At 62.2% G+C, this 22,745-nt stretch carries 31 protein-coding genes; 28 read left to right on the top strand and 3 right to left on the bottom strand.

Annotation, left to right across the window (positions count from 1 at the left end; genetic code table 11):
* Positions 1–13 precede the first annotated feature (13 nt).
* The 24 genes from mlaD (at position 14) to tatC (ending at position 16,468) form a co-directional block, all read left to right on the top strand.
* The gene (gene mlaD, locus Q8O29_RS08070; protein WP_305561633.1) at positions 14–520 is read left to right on the top strand and encodes an outer membrane lipid asymmetry maintenance protein MlaD; all 507 of its coding nucleotides are present in this window, start codon (positions 14–16) and stop codon (positions 518–520) included.
* A gap of 14 nt (positions 521–534) precedes the next feature.
* Positions 535–1,254, top strand: coding sequence for a VacJ family lipoprotein (locus Q8O29_RS08065; protein ID WP_305561631.1), 720 nt, complete (start codon positions 535–537; stop codon positions 1,252–1,254).
* A 154-nt stretch (positions 1,255–1,408) separates the two neighbouring features.
* The gene (locus Q8O29_RS08060) at positions 1,409–2,041 is read left to right on the top strand and encodes a phospholipid-binding protein MlaC (RefSeq protein ID WP_305561629.1); all 633 of its coding nucleotides are present in this window, start codon (positions 1,409–1,411) and stop codon (positions 2,039–2,041) included.
* A gap of 13 nt (positions 2,042–2,054) precedes the next feature.
* The gene (locus Q8O29_RS08055; protein WP_305561627.1) at positions 2,055–2,324 is read left to right on the top strand and encodes a lipid asymmetry maintenance protein MlaB; all 270 of its coding nucleotides are present in this window, start codon (positions 2,055–2,057) and stop codon (positions 2,322–2,324) included.
* A gap of 83 nt (positions 2,325–2,407) precedes the next feature.
* Entirely contained in the window at positions 2,408–3,337 is a 930-nt protein-coding gene (locus Q8O29_RS08050) for an ABC transporter ATP-binding protein (protein ID WP_305561625.1), read from the top strand.
* A 127-nt stretch (positions 3,338–3,464) separates the two neighbouring features.
* Positions 3,465–4,220 carry an ABC transporter permease gene (locus tag Q8O29_RS08045; protein WP_305561623.1) on the top strand — a complete coding sequence of 252 codons (756 nt, stop codon included), beginning with the start codon at positions 3,465–3,467 and terminating at the stop codon, positions 4,218–4,220.
* An 18-nt stretch (positions 4,221–4,238) separates the two neighbouring features.
* Entirely contained in the window at positions 4,239–4,484 is a 246-nt protein-coding gene (locus Q8O29_RS08040) for a BolA family protein (RefSeq protein ID WP_305561621.1), read from the top strand.
* Between the two features lie 4 nt (positions 4,485–4,488).
* A complete protein-coding gene (murA, locus tag Q8O29_RS08035; protein WP_305561619.1) occupies positions 4,489–5,775 on the top strand; it encodes a UDP-N-acetylglucosamine 1-carboxyvinyltransferase in 1,287 nt (428 codons plus the stop codon).
* Complete coding sequence (gene hisG, locus Q8O29_RS08030) at positions 5,772–6,413, top strand: ATP phosphoribosyltransferase (protein WP_305561617.1); 642 nt, start codon at positions 5,772–5,774, stop codon at positions 6,411–6,413. The genes murA and hisG overlap by 4 nt, the downstream gene beginning before the upstream one ends.
* Before the next feature lie 91 nt (positions 6,414–6,504).
* A complete protein-coding gene (gene hisD, locus Q8O29_RS08025) occupies positions 6,505–7,821 on the top strand; it encodes a histidinol dehydrogenase (RefSeq protein ID WP_305561615.1) in 1,317 nt (438 codons plus the stop codon).
* A gap of 48 nt (positions 7,822–7,869) precedes the next feature.
* Positions 7,870–8,115, top strand: a complete 246-nt coding sequence (locus Q8O29_RS08020) for a CopG family transcriptional regulator (protein WP_305561613.1) — start codon at positions 7,870–7,872, stop codon at positions 8,113–8,115.
* Positions 8,099–8,533 carry a PIN domain-containing protein gene (locus Q8O29_RS08015; protein ID WP_305561611.1) on the top strand — a complete coding sequence of 145 codons (435 nt, stop codon included), beginning with the start codon at positions 8,099–8,101 and terminating at the stop codon, positions 8,531–8,533. The genes Q8O29_RS08020 and Q8O29_RS08015 overlap by 17 nt, the downstream gene beginning before the upstream one ends.
* Positions 8,533–9,612 (top strand): histidinol-phosphate transaminase, encoded by a 1,080-nt coding sequence (hisC, locus tag Q8O29_RS08010; protein ID WP_305561609.1) that lies wholly within the window; start codon positions 8,533–8,535, stop codon positions 9,610–9,612. The genes Q8O29_RS08015 and hisC overlap by 1 nt, the downstream gene beginning before the upstream one ends.
* On the top strand, positions 9,609–10,229 hold the full coding sequence (gene hisB / locus Q8O29_RS08005) for an imidazoleglycerol-phosphate dehydratase HisB (protein ID WP_305561607.1): 621 nt from the start codon (positions 9,609–9,611) through the stop codon (positions 10,227–10,229). Before hisC ends, hisB begins: the two co-directional genes overlap by 4 nt.
* 82 nt (positions 10,230–10,311) lie before the next feature.
* Positions 10,312–11,001, top strand: coding sequence for an imidazole glycerol phosphate synthase subunit HisH (hisH, locus tag Q8O29_RS08000; protein ID WP_305561605.1), 690 nt, complete (start codon positions 10,312–10,314; stop codon positions 10,999–11,001).
* A 77-nt stretch (positions 11,002–11,078) separates the two neighbouring features.
* Positions 11,079–11,819 carry a 1-(5-phosphoribosyl)-5-[(5-phosphoribosylamino)methylideneamino]imidazole-4-carboxamide isomerase gene (hisA, locus tag Q8O29_RS07995; protein ID WP_305561603.1) on the top strand — a complete coding sequence of 247 codons (741 nt, stop codon included), beginning with the start codon at positions 11,079–11,081 and terminating at the stop codon, positions 11,817–11,819.
* A gap of 147 nt (positions 11,820–11,966) precedes the next feature.
* Positions 11,967–12,746 carry an imidazole glycerol phosphate synthase subunit HisF gene (hisF, locus tag Q8O29_RS07990; RefSeq protein ID WP_305561601.1) on the top strand — a complete coding sequence of 260 codons (780 nt, stop codon included), beginning with the start codon at positions 11,967–11,969 and terminating at the stop codon, positions 12,744–12,746.
* Between the two features lie 121 nt (positions 12,747–12,867).
* On the top strand, positions 12,868–13,257 hold the full coding sequence (hisI, locus tag Q8O29_RS07985; RefSeq protein ID WP_305561599.1) for a phosphoribosyl-AMP cyclohydrolase: 390 nt from the start codon (positions 12,868–12,870) through the stop codon (positions 13,255–13,257).
* Positions 13,258–13,270: 13 nt separating this feature from the next.
* Positions 13,271–13,651 (top strand): phosphoribosyl-ATP diphosphatase, encoded by a 381-nt coding sequence (locus Q8O29_RS07980; protein ID WP_305561597.1) that lies wholly within the window; start codon positions 13,271–13,273, stop codon positions 13,649–13,651.
* Between the two features lie 33 nt (positions 13,652–13,684).
* Positions 13,685–14,056 (top strand): hypothetical protein, encoded by a 372-nt coding sequence (locus Q8O29_RS07975; protein ID WP_305561595.1) that lies wholly within the window; start codon positions 13,685–13,687, stop codon positions 14,054–14,056.
* 22 nt (positions 14,057–14,078) lie between these two features.
* A complete protein-coding gene (locus Q8O29_RS07970) occupies positions 14,079–14,453 on the top strand; it encodes a histidine triad nucleotide-binding protein (RefSeq protein WP_305561593.1) in 375 nt (124 codons plus the stop codon).
* A gap of 354 nt (positions 14,454–14,807) precedes the next feature.
* Entirely contained in the window at positions 14,808–15,053 is a 246-nt protein-coding gene (gene tatA, locus Q8O29_RS07965) for a Sec-independent protein translocase subunit TatA (RefSeq protein WP_305561591.1), read from the top strand.
* Between the two features lie 82 nt (positions 15,054–15,135).
* Complete coding sequence (gene tatB, locus Q8O29_RS07960; RefSeq protein ID WP_305561589.1) at positions 15,136–15,615, top strand: Sec-independent protein translocase protein TatB; 480 nt, start codon at positions 15,136–15,138, stop codon at positions 15,613–15,615.
* Between the two features lie 61 nt (positions 15,616–15,676).
* Entirely contained in the window at positions 15,677–16,468 is a 792-nt protein-coding gene (gene tatC, locus Q8O29_RS07955) for a twin-arginine translocase subunit TatC (RefSeq protein ID WP_305561587.1), read from the top strand.
* 80 nt (positions 16,469–16,548) lie between these two features.
* Here tatC and Q8O29_RS07950 read toward each other — a convergent pair whose 3' ends face one another.
* Positions 16,549–17,706 (bottom strand): trypsin-like peptidase domain-containing protein, encoded by a 1,158-nt coding sequence (locus tag Q8O29_RS07950; RefSeq protein ID WP_305561585.1) that lies wholly within the window; start codon positions 17,704–17,706, stop codon positions 16,549–16,551.
* On the opposite strand from Q8O29_RS07950, the gene Q8O29_RS07945 reads away from it, so the two are divergent.
* From Q8O29_RS07945 to Q8O29_RS07935, 3 genes are read left to right on the top strand one after another with little or no spacing between them, the layout of a single operon-like run.
* Positions 17,705–17,860, top strand: a complete 156-nt coding sequence (locus Q8O29_RS07945; RefSeq protein WP_305561583.1) for a hypothetical protein — start codon at positions 17,705–17,707, stop codon at positions 17,858–17,860. The genes Q8O29_RS07950 and Q8O29_RS07945 overlap by 2 nt on opposite strands.
* Positions 17,857–18,780 (top strand): cysteine synthase A, encoded by a 924-nt coding sequence (gene cysK / locus Q8O29_RS07940; RefSeq protein WP_305561581.1) that lies wholly within the window; start codon positions 17,857–17,859, stop codon positions 18,778–18,780. The genes Q8O29_RS07945 and cysK overlap by 4 nt, the downstream gene beginning before the upstream one ends.
* Complete coding sequence (locus tag Q8O29_RS07935) at positions 18,777–19,559, top strand: Nif3-like dinuclear metal center hexameric protein (RefSeq protein WP_305561579.1); 783 nt, start codon at positions 18,777–18,779, stop codon at positions 19,557–19,559. Before cysK ends, Q8O29_RS07935 begins: the two co-directional genes overlap by 4 nt.
* A 46-nt stretch (positions 19,560–19,605) precedes the next feature.
* On the opposite strand, the gene Q8O29_RS07930 is transcribed toward Q8O29_RS07935, so the two are convergent.
* Complete coding sequence (locus tag Q8O29_RS07930; protein ID WP_305561577.1) at positions 19,606–20,898, bottom strand: hypothetical protein; 1,293 nt, start codon at positions 20,896–20,898, stop codon at positions 19,606–19,608.
* A 225-nt stretch (positions 20,899–21,123) separates the two neighbouring features.
* Here Q8O29_RS07930 and pdxA point away from each other — a divergent pair, with 225 nt between their 5' ends.
* Complete coding sequence (pdxA, locus tag Q8O29_RS07925; protein ID WP_305561734.1) at positions 21,124–22,167, top strand: 4-hydroxythreonine-4-phosphate dehydrogenase PdxA; 1,044 nt, start codon at positions 21,124–21,126, stop codon at positions 22,165–22,167.
* A gap of 146 nt (positions 22,168–22,313) precedes the next feature.
* Here the strand turns inward: pdxA and mscL are convergent, their stop codons facing one another.
* The gene (gene mscL / locus Q8O29_RS07920; protein ID WP_305561576.1) at positions 22,314–22,736 is read right to left on the bottom strand and encodes a large conductance mechanosensitive channel protein MscL; all 423 of its coding nucleotides are present in this window, start codon (positions 22,734–22,736) and stop codon (positions 22,314–22,316) included.
* Positions 22,737–22,745: the final 9 nt, after the last annotated feature.

Here is a 22,745-nt window from a genome sequence, read left to right as displayed (position 1 = left end):
TTAAGGAACCCTGATGCAACACTCCAAAAATGATCTGTGGGTCGGTCTGTTTGTGTTGGCTGGCGCGGCGGCCTTGTTGTTTCTTGCACTGAAGTCTGCCAATCTGCTGACCTTTAGCTTCGACAAATCGTATGCGGTGGTGGCGAAATTTGACAATATTGGTGGTTTAAAACCACGCGCCGCCGTAAAAAGTGCGGGCGTCATCGTGGGACGCGTTGAAAATATTACGTTTGATGACAAATCCTATCAAGCGAGTGTTAATCTGGCGATGGAGAGCCGCTATGTTTTTCCCAAGGACAGCTCACTGAAAATACTCACCAGTGGCCTGTTGGGGGAGCAATATATCGGGATTGAGGCGGGTGCTGACGAGAAAAATCTGGCGGCGGGCGACGTAGTCAAGCAGACCCAGTCGGCCGTGGTGCTGGAAAATTTGATCAGTCAGTTTTTGTACAGCAAGGCGGCAGACAGCAGCGCCACTTCGACGACTGCGGCGCCGACAGGGACCAACGATAAAAAATGAAAACACGAACCCCAATGAAACTTGCCAACCTGTGGGCTGGCCTGCTCGCTCTTGCATTGCTGCAGGGTTGCGCCACTGGACCCAACCCACGGGACCCGTTTGAACCCTTCAACCGCAGCGTGAGCCGTTTCAACGAAGGCCTGGACGAGGCCATCGTCAAGCCGGTCGCGCAGGTTTACCAGGATGTGCTGCCGTCGCCGGTCCGCACTGGCGTCAACAACTTCTTCAGCAACCTCACCGAGGTCTGGTCCATGGTCAACAACCTGCTGCAGGGGCGTCCCCAGGCGGCCGGCGACAGCCTGATGCGTTTCAGCGTCAACACCACCATCGGTCTGGGCGGTTTGCTGGATTGGGCAACCGAGATGGGCATCGAGCGCCACCGCGAAGATTTCGGCAAGACGCTGGGACGCTGGGGCGTGGGTACCGGCCCTTATCTTGTGCTGCCCATCCTCGGCCCCTCGACCGTGCGTGACACGGCTGCCCTGGTGGTCGACACCAAGGGAGATCTGGTGAACCATGTGCATGATGTTTCCGCCCGCAACTCGCTGTATCTGCTGCGCGCAGTGGACCTGCGCGCCAGCCTGCTGCGCGCTGGTGAGGTGCTGGACCAGGCCGCGCTGGACAAATACAGCTTCACGCGTGATGCCTACCTGCAGCGGCGTGGCGCCGTTCTGGAATCCAACGGCGACGCCGAAGAGCGCTACGACCTGCCTGAAAAAGCGCCTGCGAAGTAAAGAACATTTACAAGACAGAGCCATAACTTCACCTGATGGCCCGAATTCCACAGAATAATCCCAGTCCAACTTTTGTTCGCCATTCAGCTATAGCTAGCATTCGCTGTCTGCGCGGCTGATCGAGCCAACATTTGTTCCGACCTGAAAGAAAACCATGAACCGTCGAATTTTTAGCTATGTTGTTGGCGTTTCCCTCGCATCGGCCCTGCTGGCTGCAGGCCCTGCGGTGCGCGCCGCCGACGAAGCGCCCGATGCCCTGATCAAGCGCACGTCCACCGAGGTGCTTGACGCTATCAAGTCCGACAAGGCGATCCAGGGCGGCGATGTCGGGAAAATCATCGCGCTGGTGGACGGCAAGGTCATGCCTCACGTCAATTTCACGCGCATGACCGCTTCGGCTGTGGGTCGGAATTGGCGCCAGGCGACGCCTGAGCAGCAAAAGCGCCTGCAAGATGAGTTCAAGACCCTGCTGGTACGCACCTATTCCGGCGCATTGATCCAAGTCAAAGACCAGACGGTCAGCGTTAAACCGTTGCGCGCTGCGGCGGCAGACACCGAGGTGCAGGTGCGTACCGAGGTCATCGGCCGCGGCGACCCGATCCAGCTCGACTACCGCATGGAAAAGACCGCCTCCGGCTGGAAGATTTATGACCTCAACGTGCTCGGCATCTGGCTGGTGGAGACCTACCGTACCCAGTTTGCGCAGGAAATCTCCGCCAAGGGCGTCGATGGCCTGATAGCTGCGCTGGCCGAGCGAAACAAGTCCAACACGGGTAAAAAGTCCTGATCTGGCGGCTGCGGTGCTGACCCTTCCTGCCTATCTCAGACACGACCTTGCCGCGTCGTCGGTGCGCGCGCTAAGCGCTATGCAGGCGGGCGTGACCAGTGCCGAGGTAGTCGCGGACGCCAGTGCGCTGCAAGAGTTTGACTCTTCCGCGCTGGCCGTCTTGCTGGCTTGCCGTCGCCAGGCGCTGGCGGACGGCAAGACGTTTTCGGTGCAGGGGCTGCCCGAGCGCCTGCGCCGCCTGGCGGGTCTGTACGGCGTCGAAGCGCTGCTTCCTGCTGCCTGAGGGGCTTTTTCAGGTTGCGCCAATGCCCTTTTCCGGGCAAGGCGCGGTGAAGCCGTCGGCTTGCGCCTTAAAATAGCGGGCTCATGCCCGCCATCTCCTTTCAGTCTGTCTCCAAGAATTACCCCAACACAAACTTCCGCTCCGGCCCTGGGCTCAGGGCGCTGGACGATGTCAGCTTCGACATCCAGCCGGGTGAGTTTTTTGGCCTGCTCGGGCCGAACGGGGCCGGTAAAACTTCACTGATCAGCATTTTGGCGGGCCTGTCGCGCGCCACCAGTGGCTCCGTCACGGTGCATGGCAGCGATGTGGTCACCGACTATGCTGCGGCGCGCCGCAAGCTGGGCGTGGTGCCGCAGGAGCTGGTGTTTGACCCCTTTTTCACGGTGCGCGAGGCGCTGCGTATCCAGTCCGGCTATTTCGGTGTCAGGAACAATGACGACTGGATCGACGAACTGCTGGCCAGCCTGGGCCTGTCGGACAAAGCCAGCGCCAACATGCGCCAACTATCTGGGGGCATGAAGCGCCGGGTGCTGGTGGCGCAGGCGCTGGTGCACAAACCGCAGGTCATTGTGCTCGACGAGCCGACCGCCGGCGTGGACGTGGAGCTGCGCCAGACCCTGTGGCAATTCATCGCCAAACTCAACAAGCAAGGCAGTACCGTGTTGCTAACGACGCATTACCTGGAAGAGGCCGAGGCCTTGTGCAGTCGCATTGCCATGCTCAAGCAGGGCCGCATAGTGGCGCTGGCTACAACGTCGGAGCTGCTCAAGACCGCTTCCTCGAATGTGCTCCGGTTCAAGATTGACAGTGAACTGCCAAAGACGATTGCCGACAAGGCGCGCATCACCGGCCGCATCGTGCAACTGCCCGCGCACAATGCCAACGAGATCGAGCACTACCTCAGCGCCATCCGCGAGGCTGGGCTGGTGGCCGAGGATGTCGAGATCCGCAAGGCCGACCTCGAAGATGTGTTTCTAGAAGTAATGGCGAAAAAAATCGGGGTGAGCGCATGACTATCAACAAGCGTTGCGTCAGGCCATGCGCGGGGGATGTTTTTCCGCCGGGCCGCTCCCAGGAAAAATGCGCCCCCTCGGGGGGTAGCGCAGTACACGAAGTGACCGGCGTGGAGGCCATCTTTTCATGATCGGCTGGCAGACGCTCTTTTACAAGGAAGTGTTGCGCTTCTGGAAAGTTGGTTTCCAGACCGTCGGTGCGCCGATTCTCACGGCCGTCATGTACATGCTGATTTTTGGCCATGTGCTGCAGGACCAGGTCAAGGTGTATGGCACGGTCAGCTACACCGCCTTCCTGGTGCCCGGTCTGGTGATGATGAGCGTGCTGCAAAACGCCTTTGCCAACACCTCTTCCTCGCTGGTCCAGAGCAAAATCATGGGCAGTCTGGTGTTTGTGCTGCTCACGCCGCTGTCGCACTGGGCCTGGTTTTGTGCCTATGTGGGATCGTCCATCGTGCGCGGGGTGGCGGTTGGGCTGGGGGTGTTTGCCGTCACCGTTTATTTCGGCCAGCCGGGTTTTGTGGCGCCGCTGTGGATTGTGGTTTTTGCCCTGCTGGGTGCCGGCTTGCTGGGCGCCTTGGGGCTGATCGCAGGTTTGTGGTCGGAGAAGTTCGACCAGATGGCGGTTTTCCAGAACTTTGTCATCATGCCCATGACCTTTCTGAGCGGCGTGTTTTACTCCATCCATTCCCTGCCGCCGTTCTGGCAGACCATCAGCCACCTGAACCCGTTTTTCTACATGATCGACGGTTTTCGTTACGGCTTTTTCGGTGTCAGCGATGTCTCGCCCTGGTTGAGTCTGGTCATCGTAGGCACTGCCTTGCTGGTGGTCAGCGGCATCGCGGTAAATTTGCTGCGCATCGGCTACAAAATCAGACACTGACCAGATCCACGGAACACCATGACCAGCGAAGAACTTCAAGCCCTCATTGCCGCAGGCCTGCCTTGCGAACACATTGCCCTGACCGGCGACGGCAGGCACTGGTATGCCACCGTGGTCTCCAGCGCTTTTGAGGGCCAGCGCCTGATCCAGCGCCACCAGCGGGTGTATGCCACGCTGGGTGGGCGCATGCAGACCGACGAGGTACATGCGCTGTCGATGAAAACCTACACGCCCTCCGAATGGGCCAACCACCCCGCAGAATAAGCTCATGGACAAACTACTGATCAAGGGCGGCAGGGCGCTGGCCGGCACCGTCGATATCTCCGGCGCCAAAAACGCCGCCCTGCCCGAGCTCTGCGCGGCCCTGCTGACGGCCGAGCCGGTGACGCTGGAAAACGTACCGCGCCTGCAGGACGTAGCCACCATGCTCAAGCTGGTACGCAACATGGGCGTGAGCGCCGAACGTGTCGAGGGCAGTGCGGGCGCGGTGCTGATCAATGCCGGCGGCCTGAGCTCGCCCGAGGCTCCGTATGAGCTGGTTAAGACCATGCGCGCGTCGGTGCTGGCACTGGGTCCGCTGCTGGCGCGTTTCGGCGAAGCGACGGTCTCGCTGCCCGGCGGCTGCGCCATCGGCTCGCGGCCGGTGGACCAGCACATCAAGGGCATGCAAGCCATGGGCGCTGACATCGTGGTCGAACACGGCTACATGATTGCCAAACTGCCGGCCGGGCCCACTGGCCGGCGCGGGCGCCTCAAGGGCTGCAGCATCACGACCGACATGGTCACTGTCACCGGCACCGAGAATTTCATGATGGCGGCCAGCCTGGCCGAGGGCGAAACCATTCTCGAAAACGCGGCGCAGGAGCCGGAGATCGGCGATCTGGCCGAGATGCTGATCAAGATGGGCGCCAAGATCGAAGGCCATGGGACCAGCCGCATCCGCATTGAGGGCGTGGAGCGCCTGCACGGCTGCACGCACCAGGTGGTGGCCGACCGCATCGAGACCGGTACCTTTCTGTGTGCCGTGGCAGCCGCAGGCGGCGATGTGGTGCTGCGCCATGGCCGCGCCGACCACCTGGAAGCCGTGATCGACAAGCTGCGCGACGCCGGTGCCGTGATCACCACCGGCGACGGCTTCATTCGGGTCCAGGCCTCGGGGCGCATGCAGGCGCAATCCTTCCGCACCACCGAATACCCGGGCTTCCCGACCGACATGCAGGCCCAGTTCATGGCGCTCAACGCGATTGCCGAAGGCCCCAGCAAGGTCACTGAAACGATATTCGAAAACCGCTTCATGCACGTCAACGAGATGGTGCGCCTGGGTGCAAATATCCAGATTGATGGCAAATTTGCGATCATCGAAGGTGTGGAAAAACTCTCGGGCGCCACCGTGATGGCGACCGACCTGCGCGCGTCCGCCAGCCTGGTGATCGCCGGTTTGGTGGCTGAGGGCGAGACGCTGATTGACCGCATTTACCACCTGGACCGCGGTTACGACCAGATGGAAGCCAAGCTGCGCGGCATAGGCGCGGACATCGAGAGGCTCAAGTCATGATCACGCTCGCACTTTCCAAAGGCCGCATCTTCGACGAAACCCTCCCGCTGCTCGAAGCGGCGGGCATCAAGGTTCTGGAAGACCCGGAAAAATCCCGCAAGCTGATCCTTGGCACCAGTCGCGCCGATGTGCGCGTGGTGCTGGTGCGGGCCACCGATGTGCCGACTTATGTGCAGTACGGTGGTGCCGACATCGGCGTGACCGGCAAGGACACACTGATCGAACACGGCGGCCAGGGCCTGTACCAGCCGCTGGACCTGCAGATCGCCAAATGCCGTATGAGCGTCGCTGTGCGCGACGGTTTCGATTACGAAGCCGCGGTCAAACAGGGCTCGCGCCTGAAGGTGGCCACCAAGTTCGTCAGCATCGCGCGCGATTTTTTCGCGACCAAGGGCGTGCACGTCGACCTGATCAAGCTCTACGGCAGCATGGAGCTGGCGCCGCTGACTGGCCTGGCCGACGCGATTGTCGACCTGATCAGCAGCGGCAACACGCTCAAGGCCAACCACCTGGTGGAGGTTGAGCGCATCATGGACATCAGCTCGCACCTGGTGGTCAACCAGGTGGCGCTCAAGCTCAAGCAGGCGCCGCTTCGGGACATCATCGACGCCTTTGCGGGTGCCATCAATACCCGTTGAAGAAGGAGTTAAAGGAGATCAAAAAAAATGAGATTTTTGGGGTTCTCCTTGACCTCCTTTAACTCCTTGTTCAATCCATTCTGGATTTACTATGAAATTGATAGCTGCTCCCGCCCGCCTGTCAACGGCTGACGCCACATTTGATGCCCAACTCACGGCGCGTCTGCATTGGTCGGCTGACACCGATGCGGCCATCGAAAAAGTTGTCGCTGACATCCTGGTAGACGTGCAGCGGCGCGGTGACACCGCCGTGCTGGAGTACACCCGGCGCTTCGACCACCTCGATGTGGCTTCGCTGCAGGCGCTGGAACTGACGCAGGCCGAACTCAAGGCCGCGTTCGATGCGATACCAAACGCCCAGCGCGAGGCGCTGCAGGCTGCGGCGGTCCGCGTGCGCAGCTACCACGAGGCCCAGAAAAAGGCCAGCGGTGAAAGCTGGCAGTACCGCGATACCGACGGCACACTGCTGGGCCAGAAGGTCACGCCGCTGGACCGCGCCGGCATTTATGTGCCGGGCGGCAGGGCGGCCTATCCGTCGTCGGTGCTGATGAATGCGATTCCTGCCCATGTGGCCGGTGTCGGCGAGATCATCATGGTGGTGCCCACGCCGCGCGGCGAAAAAAACGCGCTGGTGCTGGCCGCCGCCTACGTGGCTGGTGTCACGCGCGCCTTCACGATTGGTGGCGCGCAGGCCGTGGCGGCTCTGGCCTACGGCACGCAGACGGTTCCCAAGGTCGACAAGATCACCGGTCCCGGCAATGCCTACGTGGCCAGCGCCAAAAAGCGTGTCTTCGGCACCGTCGGCATCGACATGATTGCCGGCCCCAGTGAAATCCTGGTGCTCGCCGACGGCAGCACACCGGCCGACTGGGTGGCCATGGACCTGTTCAGCCAGGCCGAACACGACGAGCTGGCGCAAAGCATTCTGCTGTGCCCTGACGCGGACTACCTTGACGCGGTGCAGGCTGCGATCAATCGCCTGCTGCCCGGCATGCCGCGTGCAGAAATCATCGCCAAATCACTCAATGGCCGTGGCGCGCTGATCCAGACGCGCAGCATGGAAGAAGCCTGCGCGATCAGCAACCGGATTGCGCCCGAACACCTGGAAGTTTCCAGCCGCGACCCGCACCGCTGGGAACCGCTGCTCAAACACGCTGGCGCGATTTTTCTTGGTGCCTACACCAGTGAAAGCCTGGGCGACTACTGCGCCGGCCCGAATCACGTCTTACCCACGAGTGGCACCGCACGTTTTTCCAGCCCGCTGGGTGTCTACGACTTCCAGAAACGCTCCAGCCTGATCGAGGTCAGCGAAGCCGGCGCGCAGAGCCTGGGGAAAATCGCCGCCGAGTTGGCTTATGGTGAGGGCCTGCAGGCACATGCGCGTGCGGCTGAGATGCGTCTGAAGTAGTTTAATACACTAACTCCGTGTTACACGAAAATAGTGTATTATTGATGCATGAAAAACGTGACCATCACCATGAATGACCCAGTGGCAGACTGGGCGCGTATCGAGGCGGCCCGGCGCAATACCAGCGTTTCAAGGCTGGTGGGTGAAATGTTGGCGGAAAAAATGCGCCATGACGACGCCTATGAGCGCGCCATGCGCGAGTGGATGGCCGACACATCCGGCTTTGTCTCCAACGGGCAACCCTACCCCAATCGTGAAGAGATTTATGCCGAGCGGCTTGACCGTTTTCGTTGACACCAACGTGTTGTTGTACGCCGACGATGGGCGTGATCTGGACAAACAGGTGCTGGCCAGGCAATGGTTGTTGGCGCTGTGGCAGCAGAGGTTGGGTCGCTTGAGTACCCAGGTTCTCAATGAGTATTACGCCAACGTCACCCGCAAGCTCGGTATGCCACAAGGCGATGCCCGAGCCAAGGTGCGCCGCTTTCAACTCTGGCAACCTTGGCAGATTGACCACCAGACCGTTGAGACCGCCTGGGGCTTTGAGGCAAGATTCGGCACCAGCTACTGGGATTCACTCATCATTGCTGCAGCCTCTCAATCAGGTTGCGCGTTTGTGCTGACCGAAGATTTGCAACACAACCAGCAAATGGATGCGGTGAAAATCATCAATCCTTTTCGCATGGTCCCGTCCGAGATTGGTTTGATTTGATGTCGCTCCCCGCAAGCTCAGGCGCACTGGCGCGTATTCGCAAAGACGTGCAGTCCATGCACGCCTATGCCATCCAGGACTCGGTCGGCATGGTCAAGCTCGACGCGATGGAAAACCCGCACCGCCTTCCCGCCGCGCTGCAGGCACACCTGGGACAGCGCCTGGGTGCATTGGCGTTGAACCGCTACCCGGACGGCCGTATCAGCGACCTGCGCAAGGCGCTGGCCGAGCACGCGCACATGCCTGAAGGCTTTGACATCATGCTGGGCAATGGCTCGGACGAGCTGATCTCGCTGCTGGCCATGGCCTGCGACGTAGATGGCGGCGCGATTCTTGCGCCGCTGCCCGGTTTTGTCATGTATGGCATGAGCGCGCAGTTGCAGGGCCTGAAGTTCATCGGTGTGCCACTCACGCCGGATTTTGAACTCGACGAAACCGCCATGTTGGCCGCGATTGCCGAACACCAGCCCTCCATCATTTACATCGCCTACCCAAACAATCCGACCGCCAATCTGTGGGACGACGCAGTGATTGAAAAAATCATTCAGGCCGCGCCCGGTCTTGTGGTGATGGATGAGGCTTATCAGCCGTTTTCCAGCAAGAGCTACGTCGACCGCATCGCCCGGCACAGCCATGTGCTGCTGATGCGCACCATGAGCAAGTTCGGCCTGGCCGGCGTGCGTATCGGCTACATGATGGGCCCCAAGGCGTTGATTGCCGAGGTGGACAAGGTGCGCCCGCCCTACAACATCAGTGTGCTGAACTACGAATGCGCGCTGTTTGCGCTCGAACATGCGGATGTTTTTGCAGAGCAAGCCTTGGCCCTGCGGGCACAGCGCGCTATTGTTTTTGCAGCTTTGCAGGCCCTGCCGGGTACCAAGGTCTGGAAAAGCGACGCCAACATGATCTTGCTTCGCGTACCCGACGCTGCCAAAACCTTCGAAGGCATGCGCGCGCGCGGTGTTCTGGTCAAAAACGTTTCTAAAATGCACCCATTGCTGGTCAATTGTTTGCGCCTGACCGTCGGCACCGCTGACGAAAACGCGCAGATGCTGGCCGCCCTTAAAGAATCACTATGACCACCCCTACCGCCATGGCTTCCCTTGCTCCGAGAACCGCCGAGGTTTCGCGCAACACCGCCGAGACCCAGATCACCGTCAAGCTCAACCTTGACGGCACCGGCAAGGCCAGCCTGTCCACCGGCATCGGCTTTTTCGACCACATGCTGGACCAGATTGCCAGGCACGGTCTGATCGATCTGGACATCCAGGCCAAAGGTGACCTGCACATTGACGGCCACCACACGGTGGAAGACGTGGGCATCACCTTCGGGCAGGCGGTGGCGCAGGCAGTGGGCGACAAAAAAGGCCTGCGCCGCTATGGCCATGCCTATGTGCCGCTGGACGAGGCGCTGTCGCGCGTGGTGGTTGATTTCTCGGGCCGGCCCGGGCTGGACATGCATGTGCCTTTCAAGAGCGGCATGATTGGCAGCTTCGACAGCCAGCTAGCCTACGAGTTCTTCCAGGGCTTTGTGAACCACGCCTTTGTCACCCTGCACATCGACAACCTCAAGGGCGACAACGCGCATCACCAGGCCGAAACCGTGTTCAAAGCCTTTGCCAGGGCCCTGCGCATGGCGCTGGAGATCGACCCCCGCGCCGCCGGCGTGATTCCTTCGACCAAGGGCTCGCTGTAGCAAACTCAGATATGTTTTTGGCCTCTAGCCCTTGCTGCACGGGCGCAATCAGCTATAAAAACAATAGCAAATTTCCATCCTGATGGCAACTCTCAAAACAGTCGCCGTGGTCGATTACGGCATGGGCAATCTGCGCTCGGTGTCGCAGGCAGTTCAGCACGTGGCGCAAGGCAGCGGCGTCGAGGTCATCGTCACCTCGCGCGCTGACGAGGTCATGAAGGCCGGACGTGTGGTGCTGCCGGGGCAGGGCGCGATTGCCGACTGCATGCGCGAGCTGGCCGACTCCGGCATGCTGCCAGCCGTGCAGCATGCCGCGGCGAACAAACCGCTGTTCGGCGTCTGCGTCGGCATGCAAATGCTGCTCACGCACAGCCAGGAAGGCCAGCCCGGGGACGGCGGCGCGGGCACCGCCGGCCTGAACCTGATCCCCGGCGAGGTGGTCAAATTTGACCTGGCGGGTCGTACCCAGCCCGACGGCAGCCGCTACAAGGTGCCGCAGATGGGCTGGAATCAGGTCTACCAGACCGTTGCCGATGGCGCAGCGCCGCACCCGGTGTGGGACGGCGTGCCCGACGGCGCCTACTTCTATTTCGTCCACAGCTTTTACGCCAAGCCGTCGGATGCGCGCCACACTGCGGGTTTTGCCGACTATGGCGCCCGCTTTACGGCGGCACTGGCACGCGATAATATTTTTGCGACCCAATTTCACCCCGAAAAAAGCGCAGACCACGGCCTGGCCCTGTACCGCAACTTCCTGCACTGGAACCCCTGAAGTCCTTCCGCCAGCCGCTGCACGCCTTTTTTCTCCCTTCGCGTTCCCCCTCCCATCCACCGCCAGCCTCACTGCCCATGCTACTCATCCCCGCGATTGACTTGAAAGACGGCCATTGTGTGCGCCTCAAACAGGGCGACATGGACCAGTCCACTATTTTCAGCGAAGACCCGGCGGCCATGGCGCGCAGCTGGGTCGACAAGGGCGCACGCCGCCTGCACCTGGTGGACCTGAACGGGGCATTTGCCGGCAAGCCGAAAAACGAGGCTGCGATCAGGAAGATCCTGGCCGAGGTCGGCAGCGAGATCGATGTGCAGCTCGGCGGCGGCATTCGCGACCTGGACACCATCGAGCGTTACCTCGACTCCGGCTTGCGCTACGTCATCATCGGCACGGCCGCAGTGAAAAACCCCGGTTTTCTGCAGGACGCCTGCACTGCCTTCGGTGGTCACATCATCGTCGGCCTCGATGCCAAGGACGGCAAGGTCGCCACCGACGGCTGGAGCAAGATGACCGGCCACGAGGTGGTTGACCTCGGCAAGAAATTCCAGGACTACGGCGTCGAAGGCATCATCTACACCGACATCGGCCGCGACGGCATGCTCAGCGGCATCAACATCGAAGCCACCGTCAAGCTGGCGCAGGCGCTGACGATCCCGGTGATCGCCTCCGGCGGCCTGTCCAACATGGCCGACATTGACGCCCTGTGCGCGGTGGAGGATGAGGGCGTTGAAGGCGTGATCTGCGGCCGCTCGATTTACAGCGGCGACCTGGACTTTGCCCTTGCCCAGGCCCGCGCCGACGAATTGAATGGATAACTCCCCGAAGCGGCCAGGAGGGGCAGCTCTTCATGCCAGCAGGAGCCGCAGAACCGGCTTTGCCGGGCCGCAGGCGCAGCGGTCCCTTTCCCGGTGCAAGGGGCAGGGAACCGCCGCAGGCTCGCAGTGGGTGAGGGTGGGGGCTAAATGTTAGCTAAACGAATCATTCCCTGTCTGGATGTGACCGGTGGCCGCGTGGTCAAGGGCGTGAATTTCGTCGAGTTGCGCGATGCCGGGGACCCGGTCGAGATTGCCGCGCGTTACCACGAGCAGGGTGCCGATGAGCTGACCTTTCTCGACATCACCGCCACCAGCGATGGGCGCGACCTGATCCTGCACATCATTGAAGCGGTGGCCTCCCAGGTCTTCATTCCACTGACGGTGGGCGGTGGTGTGCGCACCGTCGACGACGTGCGCCGCCTGCTCAATGCCGGCGCCGACAAGACCAGTTTCAACTCGGCCGCGCTGGCCAATCCGCAGGTGATTGAAGACGCCTCAGCCAGATACGGCGCCCAGTGCATCGTGGTGGCCATCGACGCCAAACGTCGCTCCGACGAGCAAGCGCTGACGCGCGGGCCGGGCTGGGACGTTTACAGCCACGGTGGCCGCAAGAACACCGGCCTGGACGCCGTCGCCTGGGCCACCGAAATGGCAGCCCGTGGCGCCGGCGAGATTTTGCTTACCAGCATGGACCGTGACGGCACCAAGTCCGGCTTCGACTTGGCGTTGACCCGCGCTGTCAGCGACGCCGTCAGCGTGCCGGTGATCGCCTCGGGCGGCGTCGGCAACCTGGACCACCTGGCCGACGGCATCCAGCTGGGCGGTGCCGACGCGGTACTGGCCGCCAGCATTTTTCATTACGGCGAATACACGGTGCAACAGGCAAAAGTCCACATGGCGGCACGCGGCATCCCGGTCCGTCTGTAGTTCCAAGTCTTTTCGGTCTCCAGCCCCCGTCTGGCGGGCGCAAGCAGCTATAAATTTGATAGTGAATGCCTGCAGTCAGCGCTGCTGCGTGTGGGCCCCGCATTTCACGGACAATAGAACGATGAAGTGGCTAGACGACATCCAGTGGGACAACAAGGGCCTGATCCCGGTGATTGCGCAGGAAGCTGGCAGCGGCGACGTGCTGATGTTTGCCTGGATGAACCGCGAGGCGCTGCAAAAAACTGCCGAACTTGGCCAGGCCGTGTATTACAGCCGTTCACGCGGGCGCCTGTGGCACAAGGGCGAGGAATCCGGCCACCTGCAGACGGTGCACGAGATCCGCCTGGACTGCGACAACGACGTGATCCTGCTGAAGGTGACCCAGCTCGGCCACGAACCGAGCATTGCCTGCCACACCGGCCGCCACAGCTGCTTTTTCAGTCTTTACAAAGACGGTCAGTGGGTGGTGACCGAGCCGGTCTTGAAAGACCCGACAAGCATCTACAAATAGACAAGAACAAGCCATGACTTCCAACGACTCCCTGCAGCGCCTGGCGCGCATCATCGAAAGCCGCAAACCGGCCCAGGGCGGCGACCCCGACACCAGCTACGTCGCGCGCCTGCTGCACAAGGGCCCGGACGCCATCCTGAAAAAAATTGGCGAGGAAGCCACTGAAACCGTGATGGCGGCCAAAGACATCGACCACGGTGGCGCGACACCTGAACTCCATGCCAAACTGGTCGGCGAAGTCGCCGACCTGTGGTTTCACAGCCTGATTGCGCTGGCCCACTACGGCCTGTCGCCGGCCGACGTGATGGCCGAGCTGGAGCGCCGCGAGGGCATCAGCGGCATCGAGGAAAAAGCCCTGCGCAAGGCGCAGGACCGCGAAGACGCCGAAAAATAGATCAGCTATACGCAGCCAACCAGAGGAGAGACCATGAGCGAGACCAACCTGGCCGAGTTCGACACTAAAAGCCCGAATGACCGTATCGTCATGCATGTGCTGTACGGTCTGCACACGCTGGCCTGGTTCAGTGGCGGCATCTTCGCGGTGGTCGCGCTGATCGTCAACTACGTGCGCCGCAGCGAGGAGACGGATGTGCTGTACATCGACCACCACAACTACATGATCCAGACCTTCTGGTGGACGCTGATGTGGCTGGTGCTGCTGTCGCCGCTGTGGCTGTTGTTTGTGCTGCCCGGCATGATCGCCTACGGCATCGTCTGGCTCTGGTACCTGTACCGCTGCATTCGCGGCTGGCTGCGTTTCAACAGCCTGCGCCCGGCCACCTCGCAGCCTGAACTTTGAGTCAACCCCACCCCAGCCGACCATGAGCCAGCCCAGCCCCGCCCACGACGACAATTGCATTTTCTGCAAAATCGCTGCCGGAAAAATCCCCAGCCGCAAGGTCTACGAAGACGCCGACATCTTTGTCTTTGACGACATCAACCCGTGGGCGCCGGTGCATTTTTTGATGATCCCGAAGGCGCATATCGCGTCGATGGCGCAGGTCGGGCCGGCGCATGAGGCGCTGCTGGGCCGCATGATGGCGCTGGCGCCCCGGCTGGCTGTTGAAAAAGGCTGCAAACCCTACCCCGAAGGTGGCTTTCGCATTGTTACCAACACCGGCGCGGAGGGCGGCCAGGAAGTGCATCACCTGCACATTCATGTGATGGGCGGCCCGCGGCCCTGGGCAAAAGGTTAGCCCCCACGCTCCGCCGCTGCGCGGGTCGCTGCACCTTGCAGGCCGCCGCTCGCCAGAGGCTTCGCTTCTGCCCCCTGTCCAAACCTGCTCAAGCAGGTTCGGAGCCGCAGGCGCCAGCCCCGAGGGGGCGCTGCGCCTGCGGGCCGGCGAAGCCGGACCCGCAGCCCCGGTTGAGTTAAAGAGTCCTCCGTTCGTGGAAGGGTAAATCCCCACTTGCGGGGCCGCCGTTGCGCCCCAGATGAACCCTTGGTTACAGGGGTGGTCGTGCAGGGCTATTCAGGCGCAGCGGGGCGCAAGGCCTTTAGAATGGCCCTAACCTTGTGCAACATTGCAATTAAAGCTTAGGAGAGAAACATGGGCTCATTTTCCATTTGGCACTGGCTGATCGTGCTGCTGATCGTCGTGATGGTGTTCGGCACCAAAAAACTCAGAAACATGGGTGGCGACCTGGGCGGCGCCGTCAAGGGCTTCAAGGACGGCATGAAAGAAGGTGGTCAGACCGCTGACGAAAAAGCCGCCGCCGCGCCTGCCGGTCAGGTCAGCCATGCGCAGACCGCCGACAAAACCACGATCGACGTGGAAGCCAAGCAAAAGTCTTGAGGATGTTCGCTCCCACGCTTGCCACTGCGTGTGCTGCGCTGCTCCCCGAGCCGTGGTTCGTCTTGCACTCGCCTGACCTCGCATGATCGACATCGGCCTGTCCAAGATCGCGCTGATAGGCGCGGTGGCGCTGATCGTGATTGGCCCTGAAAAGCTGCCGCGTGTCGCGCGTACCGTGGGTATGTTGCTCGGCAAGGCACAGCGTTATGTGTCTGACGTCAAGCAAGAGGTCAGCCGCTCAATGGAGCTCGACGAGCTCAAGAAGATGAAGGAGTCCATGGAGGGTGCTGCGCGCGATGTCGAAAACTCCATCCAGACCAATACCAGCGACTTTGAAAAATCCTGGGCAGAAACCACCGGCACCGCCTCCAGCGAAGAGTTGCCCGGCATGATCACACTGCCCGAATACAAACACCCGAAGAAAAACTGGCGGCTCAAGGCGGGTGCCACGCCGCAGTGGTACAAGGCCCGCTCCGGCGTGCGGACCAAGGCGCTGTCGGGCGCGGCCCGTGTGGCGCGTTATCGCCCCCGTCCCGGCGTGTCCTCCAGCCACAAGGGCTGACTTCTCCTAAACTGCCACCCGCGCGCAGCCCCGCGTCTTTTTCTTCCAGCGCAAAAACTCCATGAGCGACCCCCACACCGACAAGCCCGACGAACTCGCGGGCACCGAGCAGCCTTTTGTGCAGCACCTGATGGAGCTGCGCGACCGGATGATTCGGGTGGTGATCGCCATCGGTGTCGCCGCCGGCCTGCTGGCCATCTGGCCAGGCCCCGCTGTGTTGTTTGACCTGCTGGCCGCACCACTGGTGGCCACCCTGCCGGCGGGCGCCTCGCTGATCGCCACCTCGGTGATCTCGCCGTTTTTGGTGCCCTTGAAGATTTTGTTGATGGCCGCTTTCATGCTGGCCCTGCCAGTGGTGCTGTACCAGGTCTGGGCCTTTGTGGCGCCAGGCCTGTACACGCACGAGAAAAAACTGGTGATGCCGCTGGTGGTGTCCAGCACGCTGTTGTTTTTTGTCGGCGTGGCGTTTTGCTACTTCTTCGTTTTTGGCCAGGTGTTCAAGTTCATCCAGAGCTTTGCGCCCAAATCGATTGTGGCGGCGCCCGACATCGAGGCTTACCTCGGTTTTGTGCTGAGCATGTTTTTGGCTTTTGGCATGGCTTTTGAGGTGCCGATTGCGGTGGTGGTGCTGGCGCGCATGAACATCGTCAGCATCGAGAAGCTCAAAAACTTCCGCGGCTATTTCATCGTGCTGGCCTTTGTGGTGGCCGCCATCGTCACGCCGCCGGACGTGGTGTCGCAACTGGCACTGGCGATTCCGATGTGCATTTTGTACGAGGTGGGCATCTGGGCGGCGCGGTTCTTCATCAAACATACGCAGGCACCCGAAGACCCCGAAGCTGCCAAACCTTGAGATGAAATTGACCTGCAGCCCATATCGGGCGTGAGAAAGCAGCTATAAAAAAGATAGCGACTCGCGGATCTTCTGGGGTTTCAGCGCTGGATTTTCGGCCGCTGCCGGGTGCCCGGTACCACCGCGATGTCGGTCTTTTTGTCCTTGCGCAGTACACCCAGCGGCGCCGATGTACCTGGCTTGAGGCCGGCCACCGCGCTCAGCAGCTCGGTCACAGTGCGCACCGGTTTACCGGCCACATCGGTGATCACGTCGCCCGGCAAAATTCCGGCTTGCGCGGCCGGGCCGTTTTGCAGCACCCCGGTGAGGATCACGCCGCCAGCCTTCACCGCCTCGGGTTTGATGCCGAAGGCCTCGGCCACTTCCGGGCTCAGATCCTGGGGCTCTACCCCAATCCAGCCACGCGTGACCTGGCCATCTTTCACAATGCTTTCGAGTACCTGTTTGCCGGTGGACACCGGAATGGCAAAACCAATCCCCATGGAGCCGCCCGAGCGCGAATAAATCGCGGTGTTGATGCCCAGCAAGCGGCCCTGTGTGTCCACCAGCGCGCCGCCTGAATTGCCGGGGTTGATGGCGGCATCGGTCTGGATGAAATTCTCGAAGGTATTGATACCCAGCTGGTTGCGCCCCAGGGCGCTGACGATGCCACTGGTCACCGTCTGACCCACGCCAAACGGGTTGCCGATGGCCAGCACCGGGTCGCCCACCTGCAGCGTGTCCGAGCTGCCCAGCACAATGACCGGCAATTTGTCGAGTTCGATCTTCAGGATGGCCAGGTCGGTCTCGGGGTCGGTGCCTATGACTTTGGCTTTTGCCCTGCGGGTGTCGTTGAGGATGACCTCGATGTCGTCCGCTCCCTCGACCACATGGTTGTTGGTCAGGATGTAGCCGCTCGGGCTGACGATGACGCCACTGCCCAGGCCCACCTGGGGCTCGTTTTGACCGCCCTGGTCGCCAAAGAAAAACCTGAACCAGGGGTCGTTCATGTTGGGGTTGCGTGCTGCGGCCTTGCTGGTGTTGATGCTGACGACGGCGGCAGAGGCGGCTTTGGCGGCAGCGGCAAAACTGCCGGCGGGCGCGGCGCTGCCGTCCGGGCCTGCAGGCGCTTCAATCACCGAAATAGCATTGCCCAGCGCCTGCCGGTTGACCCATTGCGGCTGCAGGGTGGCGACCACAAAGTAGGCGGCCAGCAGCACCGTCACGGTTTGGGAAAACAGAAGCCAGAATTTGCGCATGGTGGGTCCAGAAGATAAAGCGGCCGGGGCCTGGGAGTTCAGGCTTGAAGGCAGGGCGGTAACCGCAATTTTCGCCCAATTTACGGGTCTTTCCACCAGCCATGGACATGGGAACGGCCATAATTTGCAGCACAACCTCAAGGATTTGCCATGAAAGCCTCCAGCGTTCTCGCCATCATCGGCAACACGCCGCACATCCGCATCAACCGCCTGTTCGGGCCGGCCAGCCAGACGCACCAGATTTATATCAAGTCCGAGCGCAGCAATCCCGGCGGCTCGATCAAGGACCGCATCGCGCTCAGCATGGTCGAAGCCGCCGAGCAGTCGGGCGCGCTGATACCCGGCGGAACCATCATCGAGCCGACCTCTGGCAACACGGGTGTCGGCCTGGCGATGGTGGCCGCCGTCAAGGGTTACAAACTGGTGCTGGTGATGCCCGACAGCATGAGCATTGAGCGGCGCCGCCTGATGCTGGCCTACGGCGCGAGCTTTGAGTTGACGCCGCGTGAAAAGGGCATGAACGGCGCGATTGCCCATGCCAAAGAGTTGGTCGCTAAAACGCCGGGCGCCTGGATGCCGCAGCAGTTCGACAACCCGGCCAACATCGAGGTGCATGTGCGCACCACGGCGCAGGAAATCATCGCCGACTTCCCGCAGGGTGTGGACTACTTGATCACCGGCGTCGGCACCGGCGGTCACCTGAGCGGCGTGGGGCAGGTGCTGAAAGCCAAATTCCCGGCCACGAAAGTGTTTGCGGTGGAACCCGCAGCCTCGCCCGTCATCAGCGGCGGCAAACCGTCGCCGCACCCCATTCAGGGCATAGGCGCGGGTTTCATTCCGGCCAACCTGCGGACGGCTTTGCTCGACGGCGTGATCCAAGTCGAGGGAGATGCCGCCAAAGACTATGCGCGCCGCTGCGCCGCCGAAGAGGGCTTGCTGGTGGGCATTTCCTCAGGCGCAACGCTGGCGGCGATTGCACAGAAGCTGCCCGGGATTGCTGCAGGCAGCACGGTGCTGGGTTTTAACTACGACACCGGCGAGCGTTACCTGTCGGTCGAAGGTTTTTTACCGTGACCGTTCAGGATGCGGTGGTTGCGCCGCGCGCCTTGTTGCTGGGCGCGTTTGATCAGTTGCTGCAGCCCGAGGCTTTCAAGGACTACGGGCCCAACGGCCTGCAGGTCGAGGGCAAGGCCGAGGTGCGCAAGATCGTCTCGGGCGTCACCGCCAGCCTGGCGCTGATCGAGGCGGCCGTCGTCGCGCAGGCGGATGCGATTTTTGTGCACCACGGCCTGTTCTGGCGCGGCCAGGACGGCAGGGTCACGGGCTGGATGAAGAAGCGCCTGGCGCTGCTGCTGGCGCACGACATCAACCTCTACGCCTATCATTTGCCGCTGGACGCGCACCCCGAGCTCGGCAACAACGCGCAGCTGGGCCTACGGCTCGGGCTGAAGGCAGATCGCTGGTTTGGCGACAACCAGCTGGGATTCCTCGGCGGACGCAGCGGCGGTGCGGCAGGGTTTGACAGCGCTGAGCAACTCGCCGAGCACGTCAAAAATGCATTAAATCGGCCTGTAACCCTTGTCGGGCGGGCGCATACAGCTATTGAAAACATAGCGTGGTGCAGCGGTGGCGCGCAGGGCTACTTCGAGGACGCGATTGCCGCCGGGGCCGACGCCTTCATCACCGGCGAGATTTCGGAGCCGCAGGCGCACTGTGCGCGGGAGATGGGTGTGGCCTTTATCGCCTGCGGCCATCACGCGTCCGAGCGTTACGGCGCGCCGGCGGTGGCGGCGCATGTGGCGGCGCAGTTCGGCCTGGCGCACCAGTTCATCGACATCGACAACCCGGCTTGAATTCGACCTGAGCCTGGCCCGAACCCGGCGCCGGGGAGGTGCGCTGTCAGATGGCGGTGCGCCGCTGCCTTTCCGGCTGCAGCGCGCGTGCCGGGTGCGAGCGGGCCGTGCGCATGGCGTGCCAGCTTGCGCCGAGTTCGGCATTTTCCACCGGCACCGCCAAATAACTGATTTCGTCGAGCAGCGCTGCGCGTGAGCGCATGGCACGCGCGGCCGTTGCCACGCCCTGAACTTCATGCAGCAGTTCGTCCACGTCTTTGCCCGCGCCCCACAGGTGCACCAGGCCGACGCCGATGTCGGCGCTGAGCTTGATGCGCTCGCCATTGAGGGCGGTCACCTCCAGTGGCTTGCGCAGGCTGGAGGCCACGCGCAGCCCCATGGTGCGTATCCAGCGTGGCGAGTGCAGGGGCTCGATCAGCACGATGAAGCAGCGGTCGTAGTAGCGCCCGGCGGGGTTGAGCACGCCGGTATGGCGCTGCATGCGCCGCGCGAGCCGGTTGTAAATGTCATTGAGCCCATAGTGGCCGACCTGGGCCAGCAAGCGCTCGGGGTCGAACAGTTGCACCGCCATCAGCGCCCCGTCGCGCCGGGTACGCGCCAGACGGCGCTGGGCACGCACAATTTTGCGCACGATCACGATGCTGCTGAAGAGCTGGGTGACCGGGTCGCGCCGCGAACGGGAGGGAGGGTGTATCTGGCGACCATGGTGGTTGCGCAGCCATAAAACGGCGGCGATCACGGACATACTCACCACGCCCAGCAGTCCCACACCGGCTTGACTGGCTGTGGACAGGGGGCCGAGGTCCAGCGCCAGCCAGTACAAACCGAGTTGCAAGGGCAAGGTGAGCAGGCTTGCAAAAGCCAGCCCCCAGGCCAGCCGGTCGCCGTGCCGGGCCGCACGCGCGGTCAGCCACAGCATGACGCTCACCGTCACCATGGTCAATGCGGCCGACGCCGGCAGTTGCTGGGGGGACGGCAACAATAGGAACAAGGGCCCGCCGGCCAGGCACAGCCAGGCCATAGCGCGCAAACTGATGTCCGTCAGCCGGTCGCGCCTGGCCGACCCCAACCATTGCCTGCCTCCATAAATGCCCATGGCACTGCGCAGGGGCCCGATCAGCACCTGGGCGACGTGAATCCATGGTGCGCTGGCCAGCGGCAGCAGGGTCTCCGGCAAACCGCAAAGCAGGGCAAAAAACAGCCAGTACATGCCGAGGTAGATCAGGCTTTGCACGCTGGCGCGGCTGCGGGTGTAGGTGGCTTCGGCGGCGGCCAGCAAGACAATCAGGCCCATGGAGCCTGCGGCGGCGCTCCAGATGATGGTTTCGGCCGTGTTCATGGCGCTGCGGCCAGACCGCCCGCCAGCGCTGCCATTTGCGCGAAAATACCGACAGAATGCATGTTGCTGCTTCCTTCCATCCGGCTGCCTGTGGCCTGCCTTGTCCCGTGGTCGCGGGGCTGGGGCAGGCAGGCGATCAAACCATTATGGGCCGTTCAGATGGCCAGGGGAAGTTATGAAATACACCAAGTTCCTGCCGGCTCAAGTCGTGGGTTTTCCATGGCCATGACCCGGCCGCTGGCCATCACCATGGGCGATCCGGCGGGCATCGGCCCGGAAATCATCGCCAAAGCCTTTCGCGATGCGCCTGCCGAGCTGGCTGGCTGCCTGGTCGCGGGCGATGTGGCCACGCTGCGCCGCGCATCGCAGTTGATCGCTGGTGACAGCGCGCTGGCGCTGCCGGTGGTGCAGCTTGCGGGCATCGCCGGTTGGCGGGCGCTACCGCCGCGGTGTATTCCGGTGCTGCAGACCTGTGAACTGCCCGCGCTCGCCACTTACGGGCAGGTCAGTGCGGCGGCCGGCAAGGCGGCGGCCCACTGTATTGTCTGGGCCGCCCGCGCAGCGCTGGCGGGCGAGCTTGTCGCCATGGTCACCGCGCCGATTCACAAGGAGGCGCTGGCCTTGGCCGGTCCAGGCTTCGCACGCTTTCCTGGCCACACCGAACTGCTGCAGACCGAAGCCGCAGCATTTGCCGGCAAAACCGTGGCCGAGATGCCGGTGCGTATGATGCTGGCCAATGACGAGCTCAAGACCGTGCTGGTCAGCATCCACATGTCATTGCGTGATGCGCTGGACGCAGTGACTTTCGGCAATGTGCTGCAGACCCTGCAGATTGCACACCGCTCGGTTCGCGGCGCCGGCGGCGCTGCGCCGCGCATCGCGGTGGCCGGCCTGAACCCCCATGCCGGCGAGGGCGGCCGATTCGGGCGCGAAGAAATCGACATCATTGCGCCAGCGATTGCCGCAGCCTGCGCGCAGGGCCTGAACGTGAGCGGCCCCTTCGCGCCCGACACCGTGTTTATGCGGGCGCGTGCGCCTGTCGGTCAAGCGAGCGAGTTTGACGTGGTGGTGGCGATGTACCACGACCAAGGCCTGATTCCGGTCAAATACCTTGGTGTGGAGCAGGGCGTCAATGTCACCCTGGGTTTGCCGCTGGTGCGCACCAGCCCGGACCATGGCACGGCTTTTGACATTGCGGGCACCGGCAAGGCGGACGCGTCCAGCCTGATCGCGGCCGTTCGCATGGCTCGACAGCTATCACCGCCCTAAAAAGGGATCAAAAAGGCCTGCAGCCCATGGTCAGGGCGCACAGCAAGCTATGAAATCAATAGCAAACACCATGTCTTCGCCAGCCGGCAGGCGCCGCCCCTGAGGGGCAGGGCCGCTACACGAAGTGAGCGGACCACGGGGGGAGCTTATTTCCTCAGGCTGTCGCGAATTTCGCGCAGCAGCACCACGTCTTCGGGCGTGGCAGCGGGCGCGGCGACCGGGGTTTCTTTCTTCAGGCGGTTGATTTGCTTGATCATCAGGAAAATGATGAAAGCCAGGATGGCGAAGTTGACGGCAACGGTGATGAAGTTGCCATAAGCCCACACCGGCACACCAGCTTTTTTCAGCGCATCGAGCGTGGTGGCGGTTCCCGCCGGTACATTGCCCAGCACGATGTACAGGTTGGAGAAATCAAGCTTGCCAATGACCGCGCCGACCAGCGGCAAGATCAGGTCGCTGACGACGGAATCGACAATCTTGCCGAAAGCCGCACCGATGATCACGCCGACCGCCAGGTCAACGACGCTACCCTTGATCGCAAACTCCTTGAATTCCTGCATCATGCCCATGGCGTGCTC

Origin of the sequence: Polaromonas sp. (genome assembly GCF_030689685.1) — a bacterium.
Classification (GTDB): Bacteria; Pseudomonadota; Gammaproteobacteria; order Burkholderiales; family Burkholderiaceae_C; genus Polaromonas.
This window is presented reverse-complemented; position numbering and strand designations above follow the sequence as displayed.